The organism is Pseudomonas sp. S3E17, assembly GCF_024168685.1.
Classification (GTDB): Bacteria; Pseudomonadota; Gammaproteobacteria; order Pseudomonadales; family Pseudomonadaceae; genus Aquipseudomonas; species Aquipseudomonas marginalis.
This window is the reverse complement of sequence record NZ_JALJWE010000001.1, coordinates 6,038,537-6,063,818: the sequence shown is the minus strand read 5'-3', so window position 1 is coordinate 6,063,818 and position 25,282 is coordinate 6,038,537. Positions and strand designations below refer to the sequence as shown.

The 25,282-nt window shown below is 61.6% G+C and carries 24 protein-coding genes; 12 read left to right on the top strand and 12 right to left on the bottom strand.

All coding sequences use genetic code 11. The features are described from left to right. Positions 1-43: 43 nt before the first annotated feature. The gene (gene ybaK / locus J3D60_RS27365; protein ID WP_253494049.1) at positions 44-514 is read right to left on the bottom strand and encodes a Cys-tRNA(Pro) deacylase; all 471 of its coding nucleotides are present in this window, start codon (positions 512-514) and stop codon (positions 44-46) included. Between the two features lie 326 nt (positions 515-840). On the opposite strand from ybaK, the gene J3D60_RS27360 reads away from it, so the two are divergent. The 11 genes from J3D60_RS27360 to J3D60_RS27310 all read left to right on the top strand — a co-directional run bounded on the left by J3D60_RS27360 (position 841) and on the right by J3D60_RS27310 (position 13,111). Then, the gene (locus J3D60_RS27360; RefSeq protein ID WP_253493457.1) at positions 841-1,695 is read left to right on the top strand and encodes an MIP/aquaporin family protein; all 855 of its coding nucleotides are present in this window, start codon (positions 841-843) and stop codon (positions 1,693-1,695) included. A gap of 76 nt (positions 1,696-1,771) precedes the next feature. Beyond that, entirely contained in the window at positions 1,772-3,277 is a 1,506-nt protein-coding gene (glpK, locus tag J3D60_RS27355) for a glycerol kinase GlpK (RefSeq protein WP_253493456.1), read from the top strand. 95 nt (positions 3,278-3,372) lie between these two features. Further along, positions 3,373-4,128, top strand: coding sequence for a DeoR/GlpR family transcriptional regulator (locus tag J3D60_RS27350; RefSeq protein WP_253493455.1), 756 nt, complete (start codon positions 3,373-3,375; stop codon positions 4,126-4,128). Between the two features lie 222 nt (positions 4,129-4,350). Beyond that, the gene (gene glpD, locus J3D60_RS27345; protein WP_027604599.1) at positions 4,351-5,889 is read left to right on the top strand and encodes a glycerol-3-phosphate dehydrogenase; all 1,539 of its coding nucleotides are present in this window, start codon (positions 4,351-4,353) and stop codon (positions 5,887-5,889) included. A 312-nt stretch (positions 5,890-6,201) separates the two neighbouring features. Continuing rightward, the gene (locus tag J3D60_RS27340; RefSeq protein ID WP_027604600.1) at positions 6,202-7,128 is read left to right on the top strand and encodes a glutamate/aspartate ABC transporter substrate-binding protein; all 927 of its coding nucleotides are present in this window, start codon (positions 6,202-6,204) and stop codon (positions 7,126-7,128) included. Between the two features lie 194 nt (positions 7,129-7,322). After that, on the top strand, positions 7,323-8,069 hold the full coding sequence (locus J3D60_RS27335; protein WP_024073702.1) for an amino acid ABC transporter permease: 747 nt from the start codon (positions 7,323-7,325) through the stop codon (positions 8,067-8,069). After that, positions 8,069-8,740 (top strand): amino acid ABC transporter permease, encoded by a 672-nt coding sequence (locus J3D60_RS27330; RefSeq protein WP_027604601.1) that lies wholly within the window; start codon positions 8,069-8,071, stop codon positions 8,738-8,740. Before J3D60_RS27335 ends, J3D60_RS27330 begins: the two co-directional genes overlap by 1 nt. Then, positions 8,737-9,471 (top strand): amino acid ABC transporter ATP-binding protein, encoded by a 735-nt coding sequence (locus J3D60_RS27325; protein ID WP_027604602.1) that lies wholly within the window; start codon positions 8,737-8,739, stop codon positions 9,469-9,471. Before J3D60_RS27330 ends, J3D60_RS27325 begins: the two co-directional genes overlap by 4 nt. A 66-nt stretch (positions 9,472-9,537) precedes the next feature. After that, positions 9,538-11,439, top strand: a complete 1,902-nt coding sequence (locus J3D60_RS27320) for a sensor histidine kinase (protein ID WP_141156878.1) — start codon at positions 9,538-9,540, stop codon at positions 11,437-11,439. Continuing rightward, positions 11,436-12,773 (top strand): sigma-54 dependent transcriptional regulator, encoded by a 1,338-nt coding sequence (locus tag J3D60_RS27315; protein ID WP_065926532.1) that lies wholly within the window; start codon positions 11,436-11,438, stop codon positions 12,771-12,773. The genes J3D60_RS27320 and J3D60_RS27315 overlap by 4 nt, the downstream gene beginning before the upstream one ends. Next, positions 12,773-13,111 carry a GlpM family protein gene (locus tag J3D60_RS27310; RefSeq protein ID WP_253493454.1) on the top strand — a complete coding sequence of 113 codons (339 nt, stop codon included), beginning with the start codon at positions 12,773-12,775 and terminating at the stop codon, positions 13,109-13,111. The genes J3D60_RS27315 and J3D60_RS27310 overlap by 1 nt, the downstream gene beginning before the upstream one ends. A 49-nt stretch (positions 13,112-13,160) precedes the next feature. On the opposite strand, the gene J3D60_RS27305 is transcribed toward J3D60_RS27310, so the two are convergent. From J3D60_RS27305 to J3D60_RS27280, 6 genes are read right to left on the bottom strand one after another with little or no spacing between them, the layout of a single operon-like run. Then, complete coding sequence (locus tag J3D60_RS27305; RefSeq protein ID WP_065938690.1) at positions 13,161-14,558, bottom strand: sigma-54 dependent transcriptional regulator; 1,398 nt, start codon at positions 14,556-14,558, stop codon at positions 13,161-13,163. Next, positions 14,548-16,317 (bottom strand): HAMP domain-containing sensor histidine kinase, encoded by a 1,770-nt coding sequence (locus J3D60_RS27300; RefSeq protein WP_092356323.1) that lies wholly within the window; start codon positions 16,315-16,317, stop codon positions 14,548-14,550. Before J3D60_RS27300 ends, J3D60_RS27305 begins: the two co-directional genes overlap by 11 nt. After that, the gene (locus tag J3D60_RS27295) at positions 16,317-17,441 is read right to left on the bottom strand and encodes a GNAT family N-acetyltransferase (protein WP_253493453.1); all 1,125 of its coding nucleotides are present in this window, start codon (positions 17,439-17,441) and stop codon (positions 16,317-16,319) included. Before J3D60_RS27295 ends, J3D60_RS27300 begins: the two co-directional genes overlap by 1 nt. Continuing rightward, the gene (locus tag J3D60_RS27290; RefSeq protein ID WP_253493452.1) at positions 17,438-18,424 is read right to left on the bottom strand and encodes an alpha/beta fold hydrolase; all 987 of its coding nucleotides are present in this window, start codon (positions 18,422-18,424) and stop codon (positions 17,438-17,440) included. Before J3D60_RS27290 ends, J3D60_RS27295 begins: the two co-directional genes overlap by 4 nt. After that, entirely contained in the window at positions 18,421-19,815 is a 1,395-nt protein-coding gene (locus tag J3D60_RS27285) for an aspartate aminotransferase family protein (protein WP_027604609.1), read from the bottom strand. The genes J3D60_RS27290 and J3D60_RS27285 overlap by 4 nt, the downstream gene beginning before the upstream one ends. After that, entirely contained in the window at positions 19,808-20,512 is a 705-nt protein-coding gene (locus J3D60_RS27280; protein ID WP_027604610.1) for an MtnX-like HAD-IB family phosphatase, read from the bottom strand. Before J3D60_RS27280 ends, J3D60_RS27285 begins: the two co-directional genes overlap by 8 nt. A 226-nt stretch (positions 20,513-20,738) precedes the next feature. Here J3D60_RS27280 and J3D60_RS27275 point away from each other — a divergent pair, with 226 nt between their 5' ends. Continuing rightward, the gene (locus tag J3D60_RS27275; RefSeq protein ID WP_065938686.1) at positions 20,739-21,509 is read left to right on the top strand and encodes a MipA/OmpV family protein; all 771 of its coding nucleotides are present in this window, start codon (positions 20,739-20,741) and stop codon (positions 21,507-21,509) included. Positions 21,510-21,556: 47 nt separating this feature from the next. Here J3D60_RS27275 and J3D60_RS27270 read toward each other — a convergent pair whose 3' ends face one another. From J3D60_RS27270 to J3D60_RS27250, 5 genes are all read right to left on the bottom strand, one after another. Continuing rightward, entirely contained in the window at positions 21,557-21,961 is a 405-nt protein-coding gene (locus tag J3D60_RS27270; protein ID WP_065938685.1) for an EamA family transporter, read from the bottom strand. Further along, positions 21,958-22,338, bottom strand: coding sequence for a transporter (locus tag J3D60_RS27265; protein ID WP_065938684.1), 381 nt, complete (start codon positions 22,336-22,338; stop codon positions 21,958-21,960). The genes J3D60_RS27270 and J3D60_RS27265 overlap by 4 nt, the downstream gene beginning before the upstream one ends. After that, entirely contained in the window at positions 22,335-23,255 is a 921-nt protein-coding gene (locus tag J3D60_RS27260; RefSeq protein WP_253494048.1) for an arginase, read from the bottom strand. Before J3D60_RS27260 ends, J3D60_RS27265 begins: the two co-directional genes overlap by 4 nt. Positions 23,256-23,443: 188 nt before the next feature. Beyond that, positions 23,444-24,097 (bottom strand): DsbA family oxidoreductase, encoded by a 654-nt coding sequence (locus J3D60_RS27255; protein ID WP_065938683.1) that lies wholly within the window; start codon positions 24,095-24,097, stop codon positions 23,444-23,446. A gap of 55 nt (positions 24,098-24,152) precedes the next feature. Next, entirely contained in the window at positions 24,153-25,172 is a 1,020-nt protein-coding gene (locus tag J3D60_RS27250; RefSeq protein ID WP_065938682.1) for an alpha/beta fold hydrolase, read from the bottom strand. Positions 25,173-25,282: the final 110 nt, after the last annotated feature.

The window sequence follows — 25,282 nt, the reverse complement described above, 5'->3', positions numbered from 1 at the left end:
AGGGGCAAGCCTCCTCCCACATTGGTTATCCAGGATACCGGGATTACGCCCGGCCAATTTCTGCGAATTTGGCCTGGGTATGCTCCGCCAGCACCGCGGCGGACAACTCCACTTCCAGTCCCCTTCTCCCCGCACTCACAAAAATTGTCGCAAACGGCTGCGCCGTCACATCGATAAATGTGCGCAAACGCTTCTTCTGCCCCAATGGGCTGATGCCTCCCAGCAGGTAACCGGTGGAACGCTGCGCCGCCGCCGGATCAGCCATTTCGACTTTTTTCACACCCGCCGCATGAGCCAGAGCCTTGAGGTCCAGACTTCCGACGACCGGCACCACAGCCACCAATAATTCGCCTTTTTCGCTGCTGGCCAACAAGGTCTTGAACACCTGCGCCGGGTCGAGGCCCAATTTCTCTGCGGCCTCCAGGCCATAGGAGGCCGCCTTGGGGTCGTGTTCATAACTGTGGACGCGATGTTCGGCGCGAACTTTTTTCAACAAATCCAATGCGGGCGTCATGACCTCTCCGAGCGTGGCAAACAGACGGCCAATTCTAGGCCAAGCCCGCATAAAACGCTCTAGTCCGCCCTCCCCGTCCACAACACTTAACGTGGCGAGCGTGATCATTCATCAAACCAATAGTTGGAAAGTGACCGACAGTTCACTTTCGACCTTTGACAGCCGTCATTCTTGTCTATATTTTTTCGTTTCCGAATACTGTAGGAATACACCTGCAGCGTTCCAGCAGTAAGCCGTGTCTTGGATGGGGATCCTCGTCACGGTGAAAATCGCGCAACCGTCCGTTGAGGCAGTGCGCCAGACAAGAACAACAATCGAGGTTTTCCATGACAACTGCTCTTCAACAGCCTTCACTTTCGAGCCAATGCATGGCCGAGTTCCTGGGGACTGCGCTTCTGATCTTCTTCGGTACAGGCTGCGTTGCTGCGCTCAAGGTCGCGGGTGCCAGCTTCGGGTTGTGGGAAATCAGCATCATCTGGGGGATCGGCGTCAGCATGGCGATCTACCTGAGCGCCGGTATTTCCGGGGCTCACCTCAACCCGGCGGTCAGTATCGCCCTGTGTATTTTTGCCGACTTCGACAAGCGCAAACTGCCGTTCTACATCCTGGCCCAAATCGCCGGTGCCTTCTGCTCGGCGGCGCTGGTGTACACGCTCTATAGCAATCTCTTTTTCGATTACGAACAAACCCACCATCTGGTGCGCGGCACCCAGGCGAGCCTGGAATTGGCCTCTGTGTTCTCCACCTACCCCCATGCACTGCTGAGCACGGCGCAGGCCTTCCTGGTGGAAATGGTCATTACCGCGATCCTGATGGGCGTGATCATGGCCCTCACCGATGACAACAACGGCCTGCCGCGCGGCCCGCTGGCGCCACTGTTGATCGGCCTGCTGATTGCGGTCATCGGCAGTGCCATGGGCCCGCTGACCGGCTTTGCGATGAACCCGGCGCGGGATTTCGGGCCCAAGCTGATGACCTTTTTCGCTGGCTGGGGTGAAATGGCCTTTACTGGCGGCCGCGAGATTCCTTACTTCCTGGTTCCGATTTTCGCGCCGATTGTCGGCGCATGCCTCGGTGCTGCGGCCTATCGCGGGCTGATTGCTCGCCACTTGCCGAGCGCCGCACCTGCTATAGCGGAAACAACTGACACGGCTGTCAACGGCAAGACTCGTATTTCCTGAAAGCGCCAGCCTGGTCCCCTGCCCTTCGCGGCCCCGGCTGATTTCTGACTTCCTTATTTCGTCCAAGGCAATTGACATGACCGACATCGAGAATAAGAACTACATCATTGCCCTTGATCAGGGCACCACCAGTTCCCGGGCGATCATCTTCGATCGCGACGCCAACGTGGTCTGCACCGCCCAACGTGAATTCACCCAGCACTACCCGCAAGCCGGCTGGGTCGAACATGACCCGATGGAAATCTTCGCCACCCAGAGCGCGGTGATGGTCGAGGCCCTGGCACAAGCCGGCCTGCACCATGACCAGGTCGCCGCCATCGGCATCACCAACCAGCGTGAAACCACCGTGGTCTGGGACAAGGTCACCGGCCGCCCGATCTACAACGCCATCGTCTGGCAGTGCCGCCGCAGCACCGAGATCTGCCAGCAGCTCAAGCGCGACGGCCACGAGCAATACATTAACGACACCACCGGCCTGGTCACCGACCCGTACTTCTCCGGCACCAAGCTCAAGTGGATCCTCGATAACGTCGAAGGCAGCCGCGAGCGTGCGCGCAACGGCGAGCTGCTGTTCGGCACCATCGACAGCTGGCTGATCTGGAAATTTACCGGCGGCAAAACCCACGTCACCGACTACACCAACGCCTCGCGCACCATGCTCTTCAACATCCACACCCTGGAGTGGGATGCGAAGATGCTGGAGATCCTCGACGTTCCGCGGGAAATGCTGCCGGAAGTGAAGTCTTCCTCCGAGATCTACGGCCGCACCAAAAGCGGCATCGCCATCGGCGGTATCGCCGGTGACCAGCAAGCGGCACTGTTCGGCCAGATGTGCGTGGAGGCCGGCCAGGCCAAGAATACCTACGGCACCGGCTGCTTCCTGCTGATGAACACCGGTGATAAAGCAGTGAGATCCAAGCACGGCATGCTCACCACCATCGCCTGCGGTCCCCGTGGCGAAGTGGCCTATGCGCTGGAAGGCGCAGTGTTCAACGGTGGCTCCACCGTGCAATGGCTGCGTGACGAGCTGAAAATCATCGCCGATGCCACCGACACCGAATACTTCGCCGGCAAGGTCAAGGACAGCAACGGCGTGTACCTGGTCCCGGCCTTCACCGGCCTGGGCGCCCCGTACTGGGACCCGTATGCCCGTGGCGCACTGTTTGGCCTGACCCGCGGCGTACGCGTGGATCACATTATTCGTGCCGCCCTGGAGTCGATTGCCTACCAGACCCGCGACGTACTCGACGCCATGCAACAGGACTCGGGCGAACGCCTCAAGGCCCTGCGTGTGGACGGCGGCGCGGTGGCCAACAACTTCCTGATGCAGTTCCAGGCCGATATCCTCGGCACCCAGGTCGAACGTCCGCAAATGCGTGAAACCACGGCACTCGGCGCCGCCTACCTGGCAGGCCTGGCCTGTGGCTTCTGGGGCAGCCTGGACGAGCTGCGCGGCAAGGCCGTGATCGAGCGCGAATTCGAACCGCAGCTGGAAGAAGCCGCCAAGGAAAAACTCTACGCCGGCTGGCAAAAAGCGGTGAGCCGCACCCGTGACTGGGAGCCCCACGAAGGCGCCGAATAAGCCAAGCGCCGGCCCTATATCGGGTTGCAACTGGCAGGGAGCAGATTCCTGCGTCATCATGGGCCACTTTTGTATGGCAGCCCAAAGGACGCCCCATGAATCTGCCTCCCCGCCAGCAGCAAATCCTCGAACTGGTCCGCGAACGCGGCTACGTCAGTATCGAGGAAATGGCGCAGCTATTCGTTGTCACCCCGCAAACCATCCGCCGCGACATCAACCAGCTGGCGGACGCCAATCTGCTGCGCCGCTACCACGGCGGCGCGGCCTATGACTCCAGCGTCGAGAACACCGCGTATGCCATGCGCGCCGACCAGATGCGCGATGAGAAACAACGCATCGGCGAAGCCATCGCGGCACAAATTCCCGATCACGCCTCGCTGTTCATCAATATCGGCACCACCACGGAATCCATTGCCCGTGCGCTGCTCAACCACAACCACCTGAAAATCATCACCAACAACCTCAACGTCGCCACCATGCTCAGCGCCAAGGACGACTTCGATGTGTTGCTGACCGGTGGCAATGTGCGCCGTGACGGCGGCGTGGTGGGCCAGGCCAGTGTCGACTTCATCAACCAGTTCAAGGTCGACTTCGCGCTGGTGGGTATCAGCGGCATCGACGAGGACGGCAGCCTGCTGGACTTCGACTACCAGGAAGTGCGGGTTTCCCAGGCGATCATCGCCAATGCGCGCCAGGTGATCCTGGCGGCGGACTCGAGCAAATTCGGGCGCAACGCCATGATTCGCCTGGGACCGATCAGCCTGGTGGACTGCCTGGTGACGGATCGGGAGCCGGTGCCGGCCTTGGTGCAGTTGTTGAACCAGCACAAGGTTCGCCTGGAAGTCGTATAGCGTCTGCACTGAAGCCATCGGGGGCAAACCCCGATGGCGATTTATCCAGCGCCTTTTTCTCGAGCCTGCCCAGGCTCATGTTCACAAATCTTCCTTTTCCCGCCCTTCGATGAGTTTTTTCAATCGAAGTCGGCTGGCTGTGCCCACGTTTATCAGCTACCATTTTCGCAAATGAACATTAATGTTCGAATTCCAATACGAAAAAGCTCCCGAGGCCAGTCGATGAACCCTTCTACCTTGCCTGCTCCACCGCTTGCCGAAGTCTATGACGTTGCCGTAATCGGTGGCGGGATCAACGGCGTCGGCATTGCAGCAGACGCAGCCGGTCGCGGTTTGTCGGTATTCCTTTGCGAAAAGGACGACCTGGCCAGCCACACCTCCTCCGCCAGCAGCAAGCTGATCCACGGCGGCCTGCGCTACCTCGAACATTACGAATTCCGCCTGGTACGCGAAGCCCTGGCTGAACGTGAAGTGCTGCTGGCCAAGGCCCCGCACATCGTCAAGCAGATGCGCTTCGTCCTGCCACACCGCCCCCACCTGCGCCCGGCCTGGATGATCCGTGCCGGCCTGTTCCTCTATGACCACCTGGGCAAGCGCGAAAAACTCGCCGGCTCCAAGAGCCTCAAGTTCGGCCCTGACAGCCCGCTGAAAAGCGAAATCACCAAAGGCTTCGAGTACTCCGACTGCTGGGTCGACGACGCCCGCCTGGTGGTCCTCAACGCCATGGCCGCCCGTGAAAAGGGTGCGCATATCCATACCCAGACCCGCTGCATCAGTGCCCATCGCAGCAATGGCATGTGGGACATGAACATGGAACGCGCCGATGGAAGCCTGTTCTCGATCCGTGCCCGCGCCCTGGTGAACGCCGCCGGCCCGTGGGTCGCCAAGTTCATCAAAGACGACCTGAAGCTGGACTCGCCCTACGGTATCCGCCTGATCCAGGGCAGCCACCTGATCGTGCCGAAACTGTACGAAGGCGCCCACGCGCACATCCTGCAGAACGAAGACCAGCGCATCGTCTTCACCATTCCGTATCTGAACCACCTGACCATCATCGGCACCACCGACCGCGAATACACCGGCGACCCGGCGAAAGTGGCGATCACCGAAGGCGAAACCGACTACATGCTCAAGGTGGTCAACGCGCACTTCAAGAAACAGCTGAGCCGCGACGACATCGTCCACACCTACTCAGGTGTGCGTCCATTGTGCAACGACGAGTCGGACAACCCGTCGGCCATCACCCGTGACTACACCCTGTCGCTGTCCGGTGGTACGGGCGAGGCGCCGATCCTGTCGGTGTTCGGCGGCAAGCTGACCACCTACCGCAAGCTCGCCGAATCGGCGATGGCGCAACTGGCCCCGTACTTCACGCAGATGCGTCCCAGCTGGACCGCCACCGCCAGCCTGCCCGGCGGCGAGGACATGACCACCCCAGAAGCCCTGGCCGAGGCCATTGGCAGCAAATTCGACTGGTTGCCGAGCGAGATCGCGCGCCGCTGGTCCACCACCTATGGCAGCCGCACCTGGCGCCTGCTCGAAGGCGTGCAATCGCTGGCTGACCTGGGTGAACATTTGGGGGGCGGCCTGTACACCCGCGAGGTCGACTACCTGTGTGCCGAAGAATGGGTAACCCAGCCTCAGGACGTGCTCTGGCGCCGGACCAAACTCGGCCTGTTCACCACCCCACAGGAACAGGACAACGTGCAACGCTACCTGTCCAAGGTTGAGCAGACCCGCAGCAAGATCGAAGCGGCCTGACAGGCCCGTCGTACAAAAGCCCCTGCGCCATAAGGCCCAGGGGCTTTTTTATAGCGCCACGCATTCGGTTTTCCGAACGCCCCAGGCAAGCCTATTCGGTTTACCGGATCAAACGGTTACATATTTGTCGTCATACAAAATTAATCCTCATGTAAATCAACTTGTTAAGCTTTTATTTCCGGTCTGGCACGACTCATGCTCTACACTCCCAGACGATTGCCTGGGACGCTTCAGGAGCCGTCACGGGCATTCGCTGTACAAGAGAGCCGTCTAGCCGGCTTCATAAAAAAAACAAATGTCGAGGAAGTATTGATGCGCATCGTTCCCCATATCCTGGGCGCAGCTATCGCTGCTGCTCTGATCAGCACTCCAGTCTTTGCCGCCGAACTCACCGGCACACTGAAGAAAATCAACGACTCCGGCACCATCACCCTCGGGCACCGCGACAGCTCCATTCCGTTTTCCTACATTGCGGATGGTTCGGGCAAACCTGTGGGCTACTCCCACGACATTCAGCTGGCCATCGTCGAAGCCCTGAAAAAAGACCTGAACAAACCCGATCTGCAGGCCAAGTACAACCTGGTCACCTCGCAGACCCGTATTCCGCTGGTTCAGAACGGCACCGTCGACATCGAGTGCGGTTCCACCACCAATAACGCCGAACGCGCCCAGCAAGTCGCCTTCACCACCAACATCTTCGAAATCGGCACTCGCCTGCTGGTCAAGAAAGACAAGGAAGGCAAGCCTAGCTACGCCGACTTCGCCGACCTGAAAGGCAAGAACGTCGTGACCACCGCCGGCACCACGTCCGAGCGCATCATCAAGGCGATGAACGCTGACAAGCAGATGGGCATGAACGTCATCTCCGCCAAAGACCATGGCGAGTCCTTCCAGATGCTGGAAAGCGGCCGTGCCGTAGCCTTCATGATGGACGACGCCCTGCTGGCCGGTGAAGAAGCAAAGGCCAAGAAGCCGGATGACTGGGTCATCACCGGTACTCCACAGTCCTTCGAAGCCTACGCGTGCATGGTTCGCAAAGAAGACCCTGCCTTCAAGAAAGCGGTGGATGACGCCATTGTTGGCCTGTACAAGTCCGGCGAAATCAACAAGATCTACGCCAAGTGGTTCGAAAGCCCGATCCCACCAAAAAACCTGAACCTGAACTTCCCAATGAGCGACAAGGTTAAGGAACTGATCAAGAACCCGACCGACAAGCCGGCGCCTGAAGTAAAAATCTGATTCCTGACTAACCTTATCGTCTGAGGGAGCCTACCCTCCCTCAGGCGTCTGTTACTACCTGCTGGCTATACTTTGGAACACTCGACCGGGCGGTTTTCGAGCCGATCGCGTGTGCCTGGCGTTCATCGCCGGGCGGGAATGGACTTTCCCCAAGCGGGTGCTTGTACATCGATCGATCTCGAGGGGAGACCCTAATGAATTACAACTGGGACTGGGGCGTGTTCTTCAAGTCCACCGGCGTGGGCAGCGAGACTTATCTCGACTGGTACATCGCCGGCCTGGGCTGGACCATCGCCATCGCTGTCGTGGCATGGATTATCGCCTTGCTGCTGGGCTCCATTCTGGGGGTCATGCGCACCGTGCCAAACCGCCTCGTATCAGGCATCGCGACCTGCTACGTGGAGCTGTTTCGTAACGTGCCGCTGCTGGTGCAGCTGTTCATCTGGTACTTCCTGATACCCGACCTGCTGCCGCAGAACCTGCAGGACTGGTACAAGCAGGACCTCAACCCGACCACCTCGGCCTACCTGAGCGTTGTCGTGTGCCTGGGCCTGTTCACCGCTGCCCGTGTGTGCGAGCAAGTGCGTACCGGTATCCAGGCGCTGCCACGGGGCCAAGAGGCCGCTGCACGTGCCATGGGCTTCAAGTTGCCGCAGATCTACTGGAACGTGCTGCTGCCCCAGGCCTACCGGATCATCATTCCGCCGCTTACCTCGGAATTCCTCAACGTCTTCAAGAACTCCTCCGTGGCGTCCTTGATCGGCCTGATGGAACTGCTGGCGCAAACCAAACAGACCGCCGAGTTCTCGGCCAACCTGTTTGAAGCCTTCACCCTGGCCACCCTGATCTACTTCACCCTGAACATGAGCCTGATGCTGCTGATGCGCGTGGTCGAGAAGAAAGTCGCCGTGCCCGGCCTGATCTCCGTGGGGGGTAAATAATGGAACTCGATTTCAGCGGCATCATCCCCGCCATCCCGGGCCTGTGGAACGGCATGGTCATGACCTTGAAGCTGATGGTCATGGGCGTGATCGGCGGTATCGCGCTGGGTACGATCCTCGCACTGATGCGCCTTTCGTCCAGCAAACTGCTGTCCCGGGTGGCCGGCGCCTATGTGAACTACTTCCGCTCGATCCCGCTGCTGCTGGTGATCACCTGGTTCTACCTGGCGGTGCCGTTCGTGCTGCGCTGGATCACCGGCGAAGACACCCCGATCGGCGCGTTCACCTCCTGCGTCGTGGCATTCATGATGTTCGAGGCGGCGTACTTCTGCGAGATCGTGCGGGCCGGCGTGCAGTCGATCCCCAAGGGCCAGATGGCGGCGGCACAGGCAATGGGCATGACCTATGGCCAGACCATGCGCCTGATCATCCTGCCCCAGGCGTTCCGCAAGATGACCCCGTTGCTGCTGCAACAGTCGATCATCCTGTTCCAGGACACCTCGCTGGTCTACACCGTGGGCCTGGTGGACTTCCTCAACTCCGCCCGTTCCAACGGCGACATCATCGGGCGCTCCAATGAGTTCCTGATCTTCGCCGGTGTCGTCTACTTCATCATCAGCTTTTCCGCCTCGCTGCTGGTCAAGCGTCTGCAAAAAAGGTTTGCCGTATGATCTCGATCAAGAACATCAACAAGTGGTATGGCGACTTCCAGGTGCTGACCGATTGCAGCACCGAGGTTAAAAAAGGCGAAGTGATCGTGGTGTGCGGGCCATCGGGCTCGGGCAAGTCCACCCTGATCAAGTGCGTCAACGCGCTGGAACCGTTCCAGAAAGGCGACATAATCGTCGACGGCACCTCCATCGCCGACCCGAAGACCAACCTGCCGAAACTGCGTTCGCGCGTGGGCATGGTGTTCCAGCACTTCGAGCTGTTCCCGCACCTGACCATCACCGAAAACCTGACCATCGCACAGATCAAGGTGCTCGGCCGCAGCAAGGAAGAAGCCACCAAGAAAGGCCTGCAACTGCTTGAGCGCGTCGGCCTGTCGGCGCACGCCCACAAGCACCCGGGCCAGCTTTCCGGTGGCCAGCAGCAACGTGTGGCGATCGCCCGCGCCCTGGCCATGGACCCGATCGTCATGCTGTTCGACGAACCGACCTCGGCCCTCGACCCGGAAATGGTCAACGAAGTACTGGACGTGATGGTGCAACTGGCCCAGGAAGGCATGACCATGATGTGCGTCACCCACGAAATGGGCTTTGCCCGCAAAGTGGCCGACCGCGTGATCTTCATGGACGCCGGCAAGATCATCGAAGACTGCCCGAAGGAAGAGTTCTTCGGCGACATCAGCGCCCGCTCCGAGCGCGCGCAGCACTTCCTTGAGAAAATCCTGCAGCACTAAGTACCACCCAGCTGTGGTGAAGGGGCGCCCCCCTTCGCCACAACTGGTTGACCCAAGGCATCTGTGATGAAATGCGACCCCAACCTCTATCGCGCCGCACCGCCATCACTTGCCGTGAAACCTCGTCTGATTCGCCAACTGTTCCTGCCGCCGTTGATCATCGCCCTGATGATCGGCCTGGGTTATATCGGCTTCTGGATCAGTGAGTACTACGGCATCCGCACCCTCAGCGACAACGGCGAACGCCAGCTGGAGCTGCATGCCCGCACCGTCGAAAGTGAAATCAGCAAATACACCTACCTGCCCAGCCTGCTGGAGCTGGAGTCGAGCGTCTCCAAGCTGCTGGCCGAGCCGAACCAGGAAACCCGCAAAACGGTCAACGACTACCTCGAAGGCCTGAACCGACGCAGTCGCAGTCGGGCCATCTACGTGATGGACACCACCGGCCGCGTGCTGGCCACCAGTAACTGGCGCGATGCCGACAGTTACCAGGGTGAAGACCTGTCCTTTCGCGCCTATTTCCAGAATGCCGTGCGCGGCCAGCCCGGGCGTTTCTACGGCATCGGCAGCACCAACGGCGAACCCGGCTACTACCTGGCCCATGGCCTGGAAGAACACGGCAAGATCATCGGCGTAGCGGTGGTTAAAGTGCGCCTCGAAGCCCTGGAAGAGCGCTGGCAACGCGCGCGCCTCGAAGCCTTTGTGAGCGACGAGAACGGCATCATCATTCTCTCCAGCGACCCGGCTCGACGCCTCAAGGCGGTGCGACCGCTGAGCGACGAGACCAAGGATCGCCTGGCCCACAGCCTGCAATATTACTGGGCCACGCTCAACGAACTGGAACCCCTGGCCCGTGAGCGCTTGAATGAACGCAGCGAGAAGCTGACCTTCCCGGCCAACACTGAAGTGGTCAACGACGAGCACGAAGTCAGCTACCTGGCGCAAACCCGTCCACTCAACGACACACCGTGGAATTTCACCCTGCTCACCCCGCTCAACGACCTGCGCCGCGCGGCGATCAACCAGGGCATCCTGGTGGCAGTCGCGTTTGGCCTCGTCGCGTTTTTGCTGATTGCCTGGAACGAGCGGCGCAAAGTCATCGCCACCCGCCTCGCTGCGCGGGAAGCCTTGCAGGAAGCCAACAGCCAGCTGGAACGGCGGATCGCCGAACGCACCGCCGACCTGCGCGCCAGCAACGAGCGGCTCAAGGGCCAGATCCGCGAACGGCGCCAGGCCGAGGAAACCCTGCGCCGCGCCCAGGATGAACTGGTACAGGCCGGCAAGCTGGCGGCCATCGGCCAGATGTCCACCAGCATCGCCCATGAACTGAACCAGCCGTTGGCCGCGCTGCGCACCTTGTCCGGCAACACCGTGCGCTTCCTCGAACGCGGCGCGCTGGACACTGCCAGCGCCAACCTCAAGACCATCAACGAACTGATCGACCGCATGGGCCGTATCACCGCCAGCCTGCGCTCCTTTGCCCGACGCGGCGATGACCAGGGCGAAGCCAGCCTGGCCAAGGCCGTGGACGCCGCGTTCCAGGTCCTCGGCCCACGCCTGGACAGCCTGCCGCTGAGCCTGCACCGTAACTTTGCCCCGGCTCAATTGCAGATCGACCAGACGCGCCTGGAACAGATCCTGGTCAACCTGATCGGCAACGCCCTCGACGCCATGCAGGCACAACCGGCTCCCGAGTTGTGGCTGGAAGGCAGCGCCGCCGAGGGCAAATACCGCCTGCTGGTACGCGACAACGGCCACGGCATCGACGCCGAGGCGCGCAAGCATCTGTTCGAACCCTTCTTTACCACCAAACCCGGCGAGCAAGGCCTGGGCCTGGGCCTGACCCTCTCCGCCAGCCTCGCGGCGGCCACCGGCGGCACCCTCGCCGTGGAGCACCCGGCCGGCGGTGGCACTGCCTTTGTCCTGAGCCTGCCGCTGGTGGGCGCTCAACAAGCTGAGTCGACATGAATATTGATCCTCAAGACCTCACCGTGCTGATCGTTGAAGACGACCCCCATGTGCTGCTCGGCTGCCAACAGGCCCTGGCGCTGGAAGATATCCCCAGCGTGGGCGTGGGCAGTGCCGAAGAAGCGTTGAAACGCATCGGCGAGAACTTCGCCGGCATTGTGATCAGCGACATTCGCCTGCCGGGCATCGACGGCCTGGAACTGCTCACCCGTCTCAAGGCCCTGGATAAAAGCCTGCCGGTGGTGCTGATCACCGGGCATGGCGACATCTCCATGGCCGTCGGCGCCATGCGCAATGGCGCCTACGACTTCATGGAGAAACCCTTCTCCCCCGAGCGCCTGGTCGACGTCGCACGCCGCGCCCTGGAACAACGCGGGCTGGCGCGGGAAGTCTGGTCGCTGCGCCGCCAGTTGGCTGAGCGGGATTCGTTGGAAGGCCGCATCATCGGTCGCTCGCCGGCCATGCAGAACCTGCGCGAGCTGATCGCCAACGTCGCGGACACCTCGGCCAACGTGCTGATCGAAGGCGAGACCGGTACCGGCAAGGAGCTGGTCGCGCGTTGCCTGCATGATTTCAGCCGCCGGCACGCCCACCAGTTCGTCGCCCTCAACTGCGGCGGCCTGCCGGAGAACCTGTTCGAAAGCGAGATTTTCGGCCACGAAGCCAACGCCTTTACCGGCGCCGGCAAGCGCCGTATCGGCAAGATCGAACACGCCCATGAAGGCACGCTGTTCCTCGATGAAGTGGAAAGCATGCCGATCAACCTGCAGATCAAATTGCTGCGAGTGCTGCAGGAGCGCACCCTGGAACGCCTGGGCTCGAACCAGAGCGTGGCCGTGGATTGCCGGGTGATCGCCGCCACCAAGTCCGACCTCGACGAACTGAGTCGCGCCAGCCAGTTCCGCAGCGACCTGTACTACCGCCTCAACGTGGTGACCCTGGAACTGCCGCCCCTGCGCGAGCGCCGCGAAGACATCCTGCAGCTGTTCGAACACTTCCTGCAGCAGTCATCCCTGCGTTTTGACCGCACCGCGCCGGAACTGGACAACCAGACCCTGTCCAGCCTGATGAGCCACGACTGGCCCGGTAACGTACGCGAACTGCGCAACGTCGCCGAACGCTTCGCCCTCGGCCTGCCCGCCTTCAAGAAAAGCGGTGCCAGCAGCGGCAGCCAAGGCCTGGCGTTCACCGAAGCGGTGGAAGCCTTTGAACGCAACCTGCTCAGCGATGCCCTGCAACGCAGCGGCGGCAACCTGACCCAGGCCAGCCAGGAACTGGGCATGGCCAAGACCACCCTGTTCGACAAGGTCAAGAAATACGGGTTGAGCCACTGATGGATCTTTTTTTGAAAGCCGCCCTGGGCGCGGCGGTGGTGCTGATCCTGGCGGCGCTGGCCAAGACCAGGAACTACTACATCGCCGGGCTGGTGCCGCTGTTTCCGACCTTTGCGTTGATCGCCCATTACATCGTCGGCAAGGGCCGCTCGCTGGACGATTTGAAGACCACCATCCTGTTCGGGATGTGGTCGATCATTCCCTACTTTGTGTATTTGGGGACGTTGTATGTGATGGTGGACCGCATGCGGCTGGAGGCCTCTTTAGCCGTCGCGGCGGTAGCGTGGCTGATGGCCGCGACGGTGTTGGTGAGCGTGTGGGTACGCGTCCACGCCTGACACCACTCAATACAAATGTGGGAGGGGGCTTGCCCCCGATAGCGGTGTGTCAGCGGACAATCTTGTCGACCTGGATGCCCAGCTTCTTCAGGCGATACCAGAAACTGCGCTCAGAAATCCCGATCTTCGCCGCCGCCGCAGCCTGCACGCCGTTGCTCTCCTGCAAGGCGGCCAGGATATACGCCTTCTCCACCTCCGCCAGCGCCGCATCCAGGTCCTGGGGAATCCCCGGCCCGTCGCTGAGGATCGCGGTCACGCCGCCTTCGCTGGGTTTGGAAGCAAACAGATAACCTGGCAAATCAACGTCTTCGATCACGGGCGTGGCTGCCACGATGGTCGCGCGCTCCACACAGTTTTGCAGCTCACGAATATTGCCCGGCCAGTGATACGCGGCCATGGCCTGCAACGCTTCAGGGCTGAAGCCGGTAATACGCTTGCCGGCAGTGGCGCTGAGGGTCCGGGCAAAGTGACGGGCCAGGGGCGCGATGTCTTCCACGCGTTCACGCAGGGCCGGCAGCGGGATCGGGAACACATTGAGGCGGTAATACAGGTCTTCGCGAAACTCCTTGTTGGCCACCGCCTCCAGCAGGTTCTTGTTGGTGGCGGCGATCACCCGCACATCCACCCTGCGCTCGCGGGGGTCGCCCACCGGCTCGATCACCCGCTCCTGCAAGGCGCGCAGGATCTTGGCCTGCAATGCCAGGGGCATATCGCCCACTTCATCGAGAAACAGCGTGCCCTTGTCGGCCTGCTGAAAGCGCCCGACCCGGTCAGACACGGCGCCGGTAAACGCGCCCTTGCGATGGCCGAACATTTCGCTTTCCAGCAACCCTTCGGGGATCGCCGCGCAGTTGACCGCCACAAACGGCTTGTCGGCACGGCTGCCGTGCTTGTGGATGGCGCGGGCGACCATTTCCTTGCCGGTGCCGCTTTCGCCGGTCAGCAGGATGGTGGTACTGCTGTCGCGCACCGAATCCACCGCCTGCAGCACTTTGCGAAACGCCGGGCTGTCGCCCACCAGGCTGTCGAACTGCGCCTGCTCATCCAGCTCGGCGCGCAGGCGCGCGTTGTCGCGCATGATGTCGCGAAACTGCAGGGCCTTGGCCACGGTGATGTCCAGCTCGTCGATATCGAACGGTTTGGCAATGTAGTCGTAGGCACCGTTGCGCATCGACTGCACGGCGTTTTTCACCGTGCTGTAGGCAGTCATCACGATGACCGGCACGTGGGGATAACGCACCTTGATCTCGGCCAGCAAGGCCGGCCCGTCCATGCCCGGCATGCGCCAGTCACTGATCACCAGGTCGATGTCTTCCTGTTCCAGCACCTTGAGCGCATGCAGGCCGTTGCCCGCAATGAACACCTGCACGTTGTTCTGGCCCAGGGCCGACGCCAGCAGGTCGCAGAGTTTGGGTTCGTCGTCGACTACCAGAATGTTATGCGTCATGACTGTCCTCGTCGTCTTCGCCTGTCGCTGGAATGTACAGGCTGAAGGTGGCGCCGGCATCGTTTTCGCTGGCGCATTCGATGCTGCCGTCGTGACTTTCCATGATCGAATAGACTTTGGCCAGGCCCAGGCCCGTGCCCGAGGCCTTGGTGGTGACGAATGGCGTAAAGATGCGCTCGATCATCTCCGGCGCGATGCCCTGGCCGGTGTCGGCGATGGCGATGACGGTGTTGTCGCCCTCGCTGCGGATGCCTAGGGTCAGGCGCCCGCCTTCAGGCATGGCATCGATGGCGTTGAGAATCAGGTTGAGGCAGGCCTGCTTGAGTTGCTTGGCATCGGCGTAGATCGTCGCCCCCGGTGCCTGGTCGTCGATCTGCGCGTCGATGTTATGGCTGGCCAGTTCCGGCGCGCAGAAGCCCAGGATCTCCTCCACCAGCGGACGGGCCGGCTGCAGCACGCGCAACGGTGGGTTGGGTTTGGCAAAGTCGAGGAACTCGGTGATCAAGTCATTGATGCGGCTGACTTCGCTGATCACATATTCCAGGTGGCGCTTGTCGGCGTCCGGCAGGTCAACGCGGCGGTGCAACAACTGGGTGGCCGTCTTGATGATGCCCAACGGGTTACGGATCTCATGGGCCAGGCCCATGGCGACTTCACCCAGGGCATGCAGGCGATCGCGCCGGCGCAGTTGGGCTTCGAGGTGGTGCAGCTCGCCCAGGCGCTCGGTCATATGGTTGAAGGTGCTGCTCAATTGCGCCAGTTCATCGCCGCCACTGACCAGCACGCGGTGCGTGTAGTTGCCTGAGATCACCGCGCCCACGCCTTCGGACAAGTCCCGCAACGGCTTGGTCAGGCGCCGTGACACCAGCACCCCCGCCGCCAGGGACAGCGCCGAGCTGAGCAGGAAAATCAGCACGAACAGATTGCTCTGGTTCACCAGCCCCACCAGGCTGGTATGGCGCAGCAGGCCGCTGAAAATCACGCCTTGGAGGTCACCGGCGTCATTGAAGATCGGCCAGTACAACCCGCTGTAGCTGTTGGTGAACTGCTCGCTGGGCTGCTTGGTACTGCGCATCGCGGTCTCGACACTTTTCGGAATGCGCGCAGGATGGTCCACGAAGCGCTGGGTCGAAAATATCTCCGAGAACCCCTCGGGGTTGGCCAGGTACAGGCGCAGGTCGAGGGAATGCACATCGGCCACGCTGGTGAGAAAGCTGCTGTCCAGGTAGGTCGCCACCAACAGGCGGTAGTCGACCCCGTCCTGGCTGGTTTCGAAGGTCGAGACCACAATCCCGGTGCTCACCCCCGCCACTTGTACGGTCTGCAGCACCGCATTGCTGGTCAGGCTGATCTGTTTCACGATGTCATCGGAGGCGGTGCTGAACACCACCTTTTGATCGCTGGTGCGGATCAGCGCCACCACGTCGATGTCGGTGGCATCGGCGATGTCTGCGGTCAGCCGGTCATGCTTGGCCGCCTGCCGGCTCGAGGGCGGGCTGGTGTAGCGCAGGAACAGCTTGGCCATGCGCGCGTTGTCGTGAAGGATGTCGCCGATCTCGTCCTTGACGATCTTGGTCGATTCCTGCAGCCAGATACGCACGTTGCTGTCGAAAATCTGCGACAGCGTGGTCGCCGCCAGCTCCGCCGCGATCATGGTGGGAATCACGCTGACCAGCCAGAACGCCAGCACCAGCTTGCGCTGGACGCTCCAGCGCGAAATGGCAAAGGGGCGGGCTTTCTGGCGGGTCTTGGTGATCATCAGGTTTCGCTTATCGCAGCAGCCATGGCAGGGTCGGAACGATCCGGTCGAATAAACAGTTTTACAAGCGTGAGCAGGCCGTTGACCAGCCGGTTGCGGTGGCGGAAAAACACACTGTTGCCCTGGAACTCGCAGCCCAGGCGCAGCTTACTGGCATAGCCGGCCTGGCCGCACTCATACACCGCAATATTGTGTTGAATACAGTAGTCGACGTTGGTCAGCCAACTGCGGAAGTACAGGTTGTAGTCACGGCTGAACGCAACGTCATGGGCGAAAAACTTGTCCACCAGCCGGTGCTCATCCAGCAGCAGCAGGTTGAACGCCACCAACTGCTCGTCGACCCAGTAAAGAACACAGAAGGCGCGATCGCCAAGACGTTCCAGCACGCCGGTGAAATAGCCGGCAGGCAGGCGTTCGAACTGCAACTCGGCGCGCGTCAGCGTGGCTTCATACAGGCGCATGATCTCGGGCAGCACGTCATCGATATTGCCGCGCCACTCCACCCGCGGTCCAGGTGCACGCAGCTTGCGGCGCAAGTCCTTGCGGGTGGATTTGCCCAGCGAGCCGAGGTAGGCGTCCACCGAGCCGTATGGCAGCGGCAACACTCCGGTGGGCAATCCCGGCATGCTTTGAAAACCCGCCACCCGGCAACTGTCGAGCCAATGGGGGTCCTGGCTGGGTGCATCCTTGACCGCCAGCAGGCCGATACCGAAATCATCGGCATCCCGGCGCGCGGCCTCCAGCAAGTGTTTGAGCAACAACGGGCGACGCGACTCGGGCACGCCACTGGCCACCCCGGCGTCGCAACGCTCGGCCACCGGGGAGCCAATGGCATACAGGCCCAATTGCAAAACACCCGGCCACAGCCGCTCCACACGTTCGGCCAAACGCTTGCCGGCGCCCGACACCGTGGTGTCGAGGCGATAATGGGTGATGAACGCGGCAGCCACGGCCACCAGCGTTCCATTGTCATAAACCGCCAGGTAGCGCCATTGGAAATCATCGATGGCGGCATTTTCCACGGCGACGTAATAATCCCAGTCTTCCAGGGCACCGGGAAAACAGTCGTTCCAGGCGCTACGCTGGAGGGCCCGGATGGTCGGGAAGGCTTGGGTGGTGATCACATCGTTTCCCTTGTTATGGCTGGCGAGCTTGCTGTGGTGAGCGGCTCATTGTGGTGAGCTGGCTTGCTGTGGTGAGCGGGCTTGCCCCGCTCACAACAGCAAGCCAGCTCAACACAACAAGCACGCTCGCCACCCAGTAAGCCGGCGTCCACAAACGCGGTGTGCCGTTCGACAAAGTCGGCACTCAACTCGATGACCCGGCGGTATTGCAGGTCGACGGTGATCATGTGGTAGCAGTTGTCCAGCAGGATCTTGGTCACCGGGCCGCCCAGGTGACGCTCCACGTAATCGGCATTCCAGCGGCTGGTGATGTCGTCCTCGAGGGAGTGCAGCACCAGGGCCGGCACCTTGACCTTGGGCATGCGTTTCCTGACCACGGCGTTCATGCGGTGCAACTCGCGCACCGTGATGCCTTCCATAGTCAGCAAACCGGCTTCGCTGCTCTGCCCTTCCTTCATCTGCCGCTCGACGATTGCCCGCAGGCGTTCGTTCTTGATGCCGTAGGGCGGCTTCTCTTCGAAGCGGCATATATGCACGCCGAACGGAATTTTCATCAGCAGTGGCGTGAGGAATGCCAGCTTGTTGATGCTCCAGCCGTCGTACTTTAGGGTGGTGGAATACATCAACAGCCCGGCAACTTGCCCAGGGTGCTCGGCAGCCACGTACATCGACATCACCGCGCCCATGGACAAGCCACCGACAAACACCTGCTCGTGGCGTTGCCTGACCTGCACGAAGGTCTTGCGCACGCCCTCGTACCAGTCCAGCCAGCCGGTGGCCTGCAGGTCGCTGTTGTCACCGCAGTGCCCGGCCAGGGTGGGCACGTACACCGTGCAGTTACCCGCCTTGGCCAGTCCCTTGGCGACCTGGCGCAATTCCGTCGGGGTGCCGGTCAGGCCGTGGATCAACAGGATCCCGACCGGACCTTCACCGAGAACGAAACCGGCGCTGCCTTCACCGAGGTCGATCCCGGCGGCGCTCACCGTTGGGTCGCCCGTACCAGCAGTTGCTCGAGCAGCTTCAGGCCCAGTTCGATTTCCGGGTAGCTGATTTCCAGGGACGGTGCCAGGGTGATCACATTTTTGTAGTAGCCGCCCACGTCGAGGATCAGGCCGAGTTTGCGGCCATCGACGACCATGTCGCCTTTCATGCCTTCTTCGACCATGTAGTCCAGGGTCGCCTTGTCCGGCGTGAAGCCGTCCGGGCCGCAGATTTCGCAGCGCAGGGCCAGGCCCAGGCCGTCGACGTCGCCGATGATCGGGAAACGTTTCTGCAGGTCCTGCAGGCCTTCGAGGAAGAATTTGCCCTTGGCCATGACCATCGCGCCGTAGTCGACTTCGTTGGTCATCTTGAACATTTCCAGGCCCACCGCCGTGCCCAATGGGTTGGAGGCGAACGTGGAGTGGGTCGAACCTGGCGGGAAGATCTTCGGGTTGATCAACTCTTCACGGGCCCAGATACCGCCCAGTGGGTTGAGGCCGTTGGTCAGCGCCTTGCCGAAGACGATCACGTCCGGTTGGACGTCAAAGTGTTCGATGGACCAGAGTTTGCCGGTGCGGTAGAAGCCCATCTGGATTTCGTCGGACACCATCAGGATGCCGTGCTGATCCAACACATGCTTGAGTTCGCGGTAGAAGTTCATCGGCGGGATCACGTAGCCGCCGGTGCCCTGGATCGGCTCGACGTAGAACGCGGCGTATTCACTCTGCCCGACTTTCGGGTCCCACACGCCGTTGTATTCGGTCTCGAACAGGCGTGCGAATTGCTGCACGCAATGGCTGCCGTACTCTTCCTTGGTCATGCCCTTGGGACCGCGGAAGTGGTACGGGAACGGGATGAACTGCGCACGCTCGCCGAAGTGGCCGTAGCGGCGACGGTAGCGGTAGCTGGAGGTGATCGACGAGGCGCCGAGGGTCCGGCCGTGGTAGCCGCCTTCGAAGGCGAACATCAGGCTTTTGCCGTTGGTGGCGTTACGCACCACTTTCAGGGAGTCTTCGATCGACTGCGAGCCGCCGACGTTGAAGTGCACGCGACCGTCGAGGCCGAATTTTTTCTTGGCGTCCACCGCGATCATTTCCGACAGCTCGATCTTGCCTTTGTGCAGGTACTGGCTGGCGATTTGCGGCAGGGTGTCGATCTGCTGTTTCAGCGCATTGTTCAGGCGCGGGTTGGCGTAGCCGAAGTTGACGGCCGAGTACCACATTTGCAGGTCGAGGTAGGCCTGGTCTTCGGTGTCCCACACGTAGGAGCCTTCGCACCGGCTGAAAATACGCGGTGGCTCGATGTAGTGAACGGTGTCGCCGTAGGAGCAATACTTGGCTTCTTTATCCAGAAGGATCTGGTCTTCGGCGGTAGCGATGCGGATATCAGACATGATGGAAGAGTTCCTGATTGTCAGAAGAGGTGTTGAAGGTGGTGGCGTTGGCGGCGATGCCCTGAGGCAGGCGGGCCAGCAACGCAGGCACTTCGGCGAAGGTGTCGAAGCGCGCGTGAGGGATGTTGTTGGCTGCGCAGTACTGGGCGAGGCTGCCTTTGGCAAATACGAAGTCGGCGGTGGAGGCCACGCACATGTCCGACTTGCCGTCGCCGATCACCAGCACGCGCTTGTTGCGCGGGGTGGATTTGCACTTGCAGTTGCCGGACGCCGCACGGCACGCATCGCTGGCATACGGGAAGTCGATGCGCCAGCTGTTCTGGTCGACCTGGCGCAGGCGGTTGGCGAGGATCGGCAGCAAGGTCACGTAGTTGCGCGACAGGATCCGCGCAATACCCTGTTCGATGCCGTCGCTGACCACTTCGAGGGAAGCGCCCAGGCCGAGCACGTGATCGACGAAGTCGGGGAAATCCGGGTCGATCTCGACACTGTCGAAATACGCCAGCAGTTCACTTGGGGTGGCCTTGATCAGCGCCAGTTGACGGCTCAGGCATTCGCGGGAACCGATATGCCCATCCAGCCATTCCTGTTCGATGGTTTCCCACTCGGGGCCGGCGAAGCGTTGGAGGACGTTGTCGATGACATCGGTGGGGGTAATGGTCCCGTCGAAGTCACACACGATATGCCAGTGGATCATCTGCGTTTACCTTGAGGAGCGCGCTGTGTGCGCTTGCCCAAGGGGTAGAGCAGGGAGTGTGCCAACTGGCTGAAGCCCAGCCGGGCTGGGGGTTCTGGCGTTAGCGGTGGAGATATGTGTCGTGCAAGCTACAATTTTTGTAGCTCGCTACAAACAAGATGAGTGCTTGCGCAAGGGATGCCCTTCGCGCGTTCATGCGCGCATGTCCACATAAGGAACCTGCTCCATGCTCAAACTCACTTGCGCTGTATTCGCCGGTTTACTGGGGCTGTGGGGCATTGCCGGCACCGCCCTGGCAGCCCCGGTCACCGGTGAAGTCGGCGCGGGCCTCAGTTATCAACCCCACGACCCCACCGGCAGCCGCTACGAAACCCGCCCCGTGCCCTACCTGGACCTGGACTGGGGCCCTGTCAGCCTGAGCACCGATGACGGCCTGACCTGGAGCGCCCTGAACACCAACGGTTTTACCGCCGGCCCCTATATCAACTACCTGCAGGGGCGTACCTCCAACGGCGAGCTGCAAGGCCTGCGCAATGTGTCGGACATGGCGGAAGTGGGCGGTTTCATCCAATACGCGCCGGCCGACTTCTGGCGCGTGTACGCCCGGATGGGCCAGGCCGTGGGCGGCGGGCATTCGCAGAGCGGCGCGCTGGGCAAGGTCGGCGGCGAGCTGGGCTACCCACTGGGTGGTGGGGTTATCGGCAGCAGCGGCCTGGCGGCGAATTTCGCCGATGCGCGCCAGACTCAGACCTATTTCGGGGTAGACGCCAATGAATCCGCGGCCTCCGGCATTCGCCCCTACAACGCCAGCGGCGGATTCCAGAACCTCACGCTGACCCAAAGCTTCGAGTTCCCCCTGGCCTCCCACTGGTCGCTGCTGACCAGCGCCAGCTGGATCCACCTGGTGGGCTCGGCGGCCAACAGCAGCATCGTCAAGGAGACTGGCGACGTGAACCAGGGCCAGGTACAGACGGCGATCAGCTACACGTTCGATTGATCACTTCGGACAACATGTGGGAGCAAGCCCCCACATAGGTCCGTTTTTCAGTTTTCCTCGCCCTCGGCCAACAGCGCGATTCCGCCGATAATCACCGCAACGCCCACCCAATGCAGCGGGCTGATATGTTCCCCCAGCCCCAGCCACGAACCGAGCAACACCACCACAAACACCAGTGAACTCAGGGGAAACGCCAGGGACAGGCTGCTGCGCCGCAGGATCAGCATCCACACGAAAAACGCGCCGATGTAGCTGGCAATCGCCGCCAGGATCCCCGGGTTGCGCGCCACCTCGGACAACCACAGCCAGTTGAAATCCATCTGCCCCAGCTGGTCCCCTGCAACTTTGGTAAACAGCTGCCCGGCACTCTCGGTGCAGATCAGCAAGGCCCACAGCACCACCGTGCCGAGGCGCCCATGCAACCAACCGGTATGCATCGTTTGCGTACTCATGCCTGACTCCCAGCAATCGCTACCAGCATCACACCCAAGGTAATCACCAGCGTGCCCAGCCAACGACGGCGGCTGACGGTTTCGCCCAGTACCACCTTGCCGGCCAGCACCACCCCGCAATAAGCCAGGGCCGCCGCCGGGAATAACAAGCTCAACGGCGCACGAGACAGCGCTTCGAGCCACACGAAAAACTCGATTACATAGGCACCGATCCCCGCCCACAGCAACGGCGCATTGAACACCTGGCCCCAGAACGCATTCAGGCGAAAACCGCCCTCCAGCTCCGGCAAGCGGTCCAGGCCGAGCTTGAAACACAGTTGGCCGATCACATCGAGCACGATGGAAAAGGCCACGAGCAACACCACAGTCAAGGTCACGGGAACAGCTCCTCAAACAGGTCGATCAAGGCTTCATTGGTGGCGGCGTTACGCTGCAGATCCTCCGGGCTCCAGCGCTCCGCGGGCGGCTGGTCGGACTTGGCTTCCCAACGCTTGAACGCGTTGCTGAACACCGGCGTGGCGAACTCGCCGCACACGTCGATGCCGATGATGCGCTTGCGTGCCGCCAATGCGCGCAGGGCTTGCAGCAGATGGGTCAGGCGCATGCCGCCCTGGTCCCAGTTGGTGGCGGCGTCTTCACTGGCGAGCACGTCTTTGTCGATGGTGATCCAGATCGCTTCGGTGGGCAGGCTGCCGATCATCTGCTCGAGAAACGCAGCCCAGTCCAGCTCCGCCAGGTTGCGCCAGTGCAGGTGGTTTTCCTGCTGCTGGTGGCCGGCGCCATCGCCGACCCGGCCCCAGACTTTCGACGGCGGGTGCTGCCAGGGGAACAGTTGCAGGCGCCCGCGCTTGAGGGCTCCGAGGTTGCCGCCACGCAGTTGCGGGTTATGCAGGTCATCGCTGCATGGGCCGAGGGTGACGATGCGTTTGATCGCCGGCATGTTCAGTGCGCGGTTGACCCATGAGCCACAGTGACGCTTGGGCGCAAAGCGCACCCAGTCGGGGTGGTTGTCGAAGTGGATCAGGCTGATGGGTTCTTTCAGGTCGGCCAGAAACGCCGGCGTCAGGTGGTGATAATCGCCGGAGCCGACGAACAGGATTTCCGGGCGCGCATCCGTGGGCCGGGGCCGCCGGGCCAGGCGTTCGGCGAAGCGCTTCCAGGTTTTTTCGGTGGACCACAGGCGCAGCTTCGGGCCCAGGTCCAGCAGGTCGATACGTGTGGCACGGCCACTGGCCAGGCGCCGGGCAATCGGTGCCTGACCGGTGAGGCTGTGGTCGAGGTCGAGAATGTTCAAGGTCATGTTTCCCCTATGGCTTTAGGGGGACAATGCAAGGGGCGGGCCAGCGCTTACCTCAAGGACAGTGAGAAACAAATGTGGGAGGGGGCTTGCTCCCGATAGCAGAGTGTCAGTCAACAAAGATGTTGAATGTGCCACCGCTCTCGGGGGCAAGCCCCCTCCCACATTTGGATCAGTGTTCGATTTTAGTTTTTAGCTTCGTTGATGATCTGGCGAATCGCACCCACAAAGGCTTCCGCCGGCTGGCCACCGCTGACGGCGTACTGGTCGTTGAACACGATGGTCGGCACCGAGCTCACCCCACGGGATATCCACAACTGCTCTTGCTCACGGACTTCGGCGGCGTATTCATCGCTGGCGAGAATCTCGGCGGCGCGCTTTATATCCAGGCCGACGCTTTCGGCGATGATCGCCAGGGTGGCGTGATCGGAAGGGTCCTGGCCATCGCTGAAGTAGGCCTTGAACAACGCTTCCTTGAGGTTGTACTGCAAGCCCTCGAGCCCGGCCCAATGCAGCAGGCGGTGTGCGTCGAAGGTGTTGTAGATACGGCTCTGGCCGTCGGTGCGGAAGGCAAAGCCCAGCTCGGCGCCCATGTCGCGGATACGCGCACGGTTGGCCTGGGACTCTTCGGCGCTGGAGCCGTATTTCTCGGTGATGTGTTCGACGATATTTTGCCCTTCGGCGGGCATGTTCGGGTTCAGTTCGAACGGCTGGAAATGGATCTCGGCCTGCACCTCGGTGCCAAGCTGGTCGAGGGCTTCGGTCAGGCCGCGCAGACCGATGATGCACCAGGGGCAGGACACGTCGCTGACGAAATCGATTTTCAGGGGAGTACTCATGACAGGCAACCTCGCAGGCTTCAATACGCCGTAAAGGGTGCACGATACACCAATGTCACAGCAGCTTCGAAGGCCCGACCGGATCGATCTGCGCCCAATGGGCGGCATCTTCACGATGAGCCTGCAGGTACGGCAGCACCGCCGTCAGCAGCGGCGCCTTGAACGCTTCCTGGAAACGATGGGCCATGCCGGGAATCAACTTCAACTGGCTGCCCTGGATATGCGCCGCCAGGTGCACGCCGTGCATCACCGGCAGCAAAGGGTCGGCGGTGCCGTGGACCACCAGTGTCGGCACGCGCAGCTGGTTGAGCAACGGCACACGGCTGGGTTCGGCGAGGATCGCCATGATCTGGCGCTTCACGCCGTCCGGGTTGAAGGCGCGGTCATAGGACAGCGCCGCCTGGTGCAGCAACACCTGGCGATCGTCCTTCACCGTCGGGCTGCCCAGCGCCGCGAGCAAGTCGGCCTGCTGCTCCAGCGCCACTTCGCGATTCGGCGCACTGCGTCGCGACAATAACTGCACCAGCGCCGCATTCGGGGCCGGCAAGCCTTCGGCGCCGGAACTGGTCATGACCAGGGTCAGGCTTTCCACGCGCTGCGGCGCCATCGCCGCCAGGTGCTGGGCGATCATGCCGCCCATGCTCGCACCCAGTACGTGGAACTGCTGGATCTGCAAGGCGTCCATCAGGCCCAGGGCGTCATCGGCCATATCCGTCAGCGTGTACGGCGCCGATACCGGCAGGCCGAGCTTGTAGCGCAGCACTTCAAAGGTCAGGTTGGCGTTCGCCGGCGCCTGGCGCCAGGTGGACAGGCCCACATCGCGGTTGTCGTAGCGGATCACCCGGAAACCCTGCTGGCATAGGGCAACGACGACTTCGTCGGGCCAGTGAATCAGTTGCCCGCCCAGGCCCATCACCAGCAGCAAGGCCGGGTCGGACGCACGGCCGATACTCTGGTAGGCGATGCTCACCTGGGCCAGGTCGACCGTTTGGGTCGGGACATTGACATCACATCGAGACGCCGCAAAAGACGGCAGGCCGAACAGTAGAGCGGCCAGTAAAAGCAACACGCGCATGAAAAACACCGAAACGCAGAACCCCAGTAGAGCGCGAGTCTGATGAAGTTTGTTCAAGGGCACTGCCACAGTTCCATGACAGTTTGATGAAGAGTGCCCGGCGGTCATGG

Coding starts and splice junctions, on each gene's coding strand:
- ybaK (WP_253494049.1), bottom strand. CDS start 514: ATGACGCCCGCATTGGATTTGTTGAAAAAAGTTCGCGCCGAACATCGC.
- J3D60_RS27360 (WP_253493457.1), top strand. CDS start 841: ATGACAACTGCTCTTCAACAGCCTTCACTTTCGAGCCAATGCATGGCC.
- glpK (WP_253493456.1), top strand. CDS start 1,772: ATGACCGACATCGAGAATAAGAACTACATCATTGCCCTTGATCAGGGC.
- J3D60_RS27350 (WP_253493455.1), top strand. CDS start 3,373: ATGAATCTGCCTCCCCGCCAGCAGCAAATCCTCGAACTGGTCCGCGAA.
- glpD (WP_027604599.1), top strand. CDS start 4,351: ATGAACCCTTCTACCTTGCCTGCTCCACCGCTTGCCGAAGTCTATGAC.
- J3D60_RS27340 (WP_027604600.1), top strand. CDS start 6,202: ATGCGCATCGTTCCCCATATCCTGGGCGCAGCTATCGCTGCTGCTCTG.
- J3D60_RS27335 (WP_024073702.1), top strand. CDS start 7,323: ATGAATTACAACTGGGACTGGGGCGTGTTCTTCAAGTCCACCGGCGTG.
- J3D60_RS27330 (WP_027604601.1), top strand. CDS start 8,069: ATGGAACTCGATTTCAGCGGCATCATCCCCGCCATCCCGGGCCTGTGG.
- J3D60_RS27325 (WP_027604602.1), top strand. CDS start 8,737: ATGATCTCGATCAAGAACATCAACAAGTGGTATGGCGACTTCCAGGTG.
- J3D60_RS27320 (WP_141156878.1), top strand. CDS start 9,538: ATGAAATGCGACCCCAACCTCTATCGCGCCGCACCGCCATCACTTGCC.
- J3D60_RS27315 (WP_065926532.1), top strand. CDS start 11,436: ATGAATATTGATCCTCAAGACCTCACCGTGCTGATCGTTGAAGACGAC.
- J3D60_RS27310 (WP_253493454.1), top strand. CDS start 12,773: ATGGATCTTTTTTTGAAAGCCGCCCTGGGCGCGGCGGTGGTGCTGATC.
- J3D60_RS27305 (WP_065938690.1), bottom strand. CDS start 14,558: ATGACGCATAACATTCTGGTAGTCGACGACGAACCCAAACTCTGCGAC.
- J3D60_RS27300 (WP_092356323.1), bottom strand. CDS start 16,317: ATGATCACCAAGACCCGCCAGAAAGCCCGCCCCTTTGCCATTTCGCGC.
- J3D60_RS27285 (WP_027604609.1), bottom strand. CDS start 19,815: ATGTCTGATATCCGCATCGCTACCGCCGAAGACCAGATCCTTCTGGAT.
- J3D60_RS27280 (WP_027604610.1), bottom strand. CDS start 20,512: ATGATCCACTGGCATATCGTGTGTGACTTCGACGGGACCATTACCCCC.
- J3D60_RS27275 (WP_065938686.1), top strand. CDS start 20,739: ATGCTCAAACTCACTTGCGCTGTATTCGCCGGTTTACTGGGGCTGTGG.
- J3D60_RS27270 (WP_065938685.1), bottom strand. CDS start 21,961: ATGAGTACGCAAACGATGCATACCGGTTGGTTGCATGGGCGCCTCGGC.
- J3D60_RS27255 (WP_065938683.1), bottom strand. CDS start 24,097: ATGAGTACTCCCCTGAAAATCGATTTCGTCAGCGACGTGTCCTGCCCC.
- J3D60_RS27250 (WP_065938682.1), bottom strand. CDS start 25,172: ATGCGCGTGTTGCTTTTACTGGCCGCTCTACTGTTCGGCCTGCCGTCT.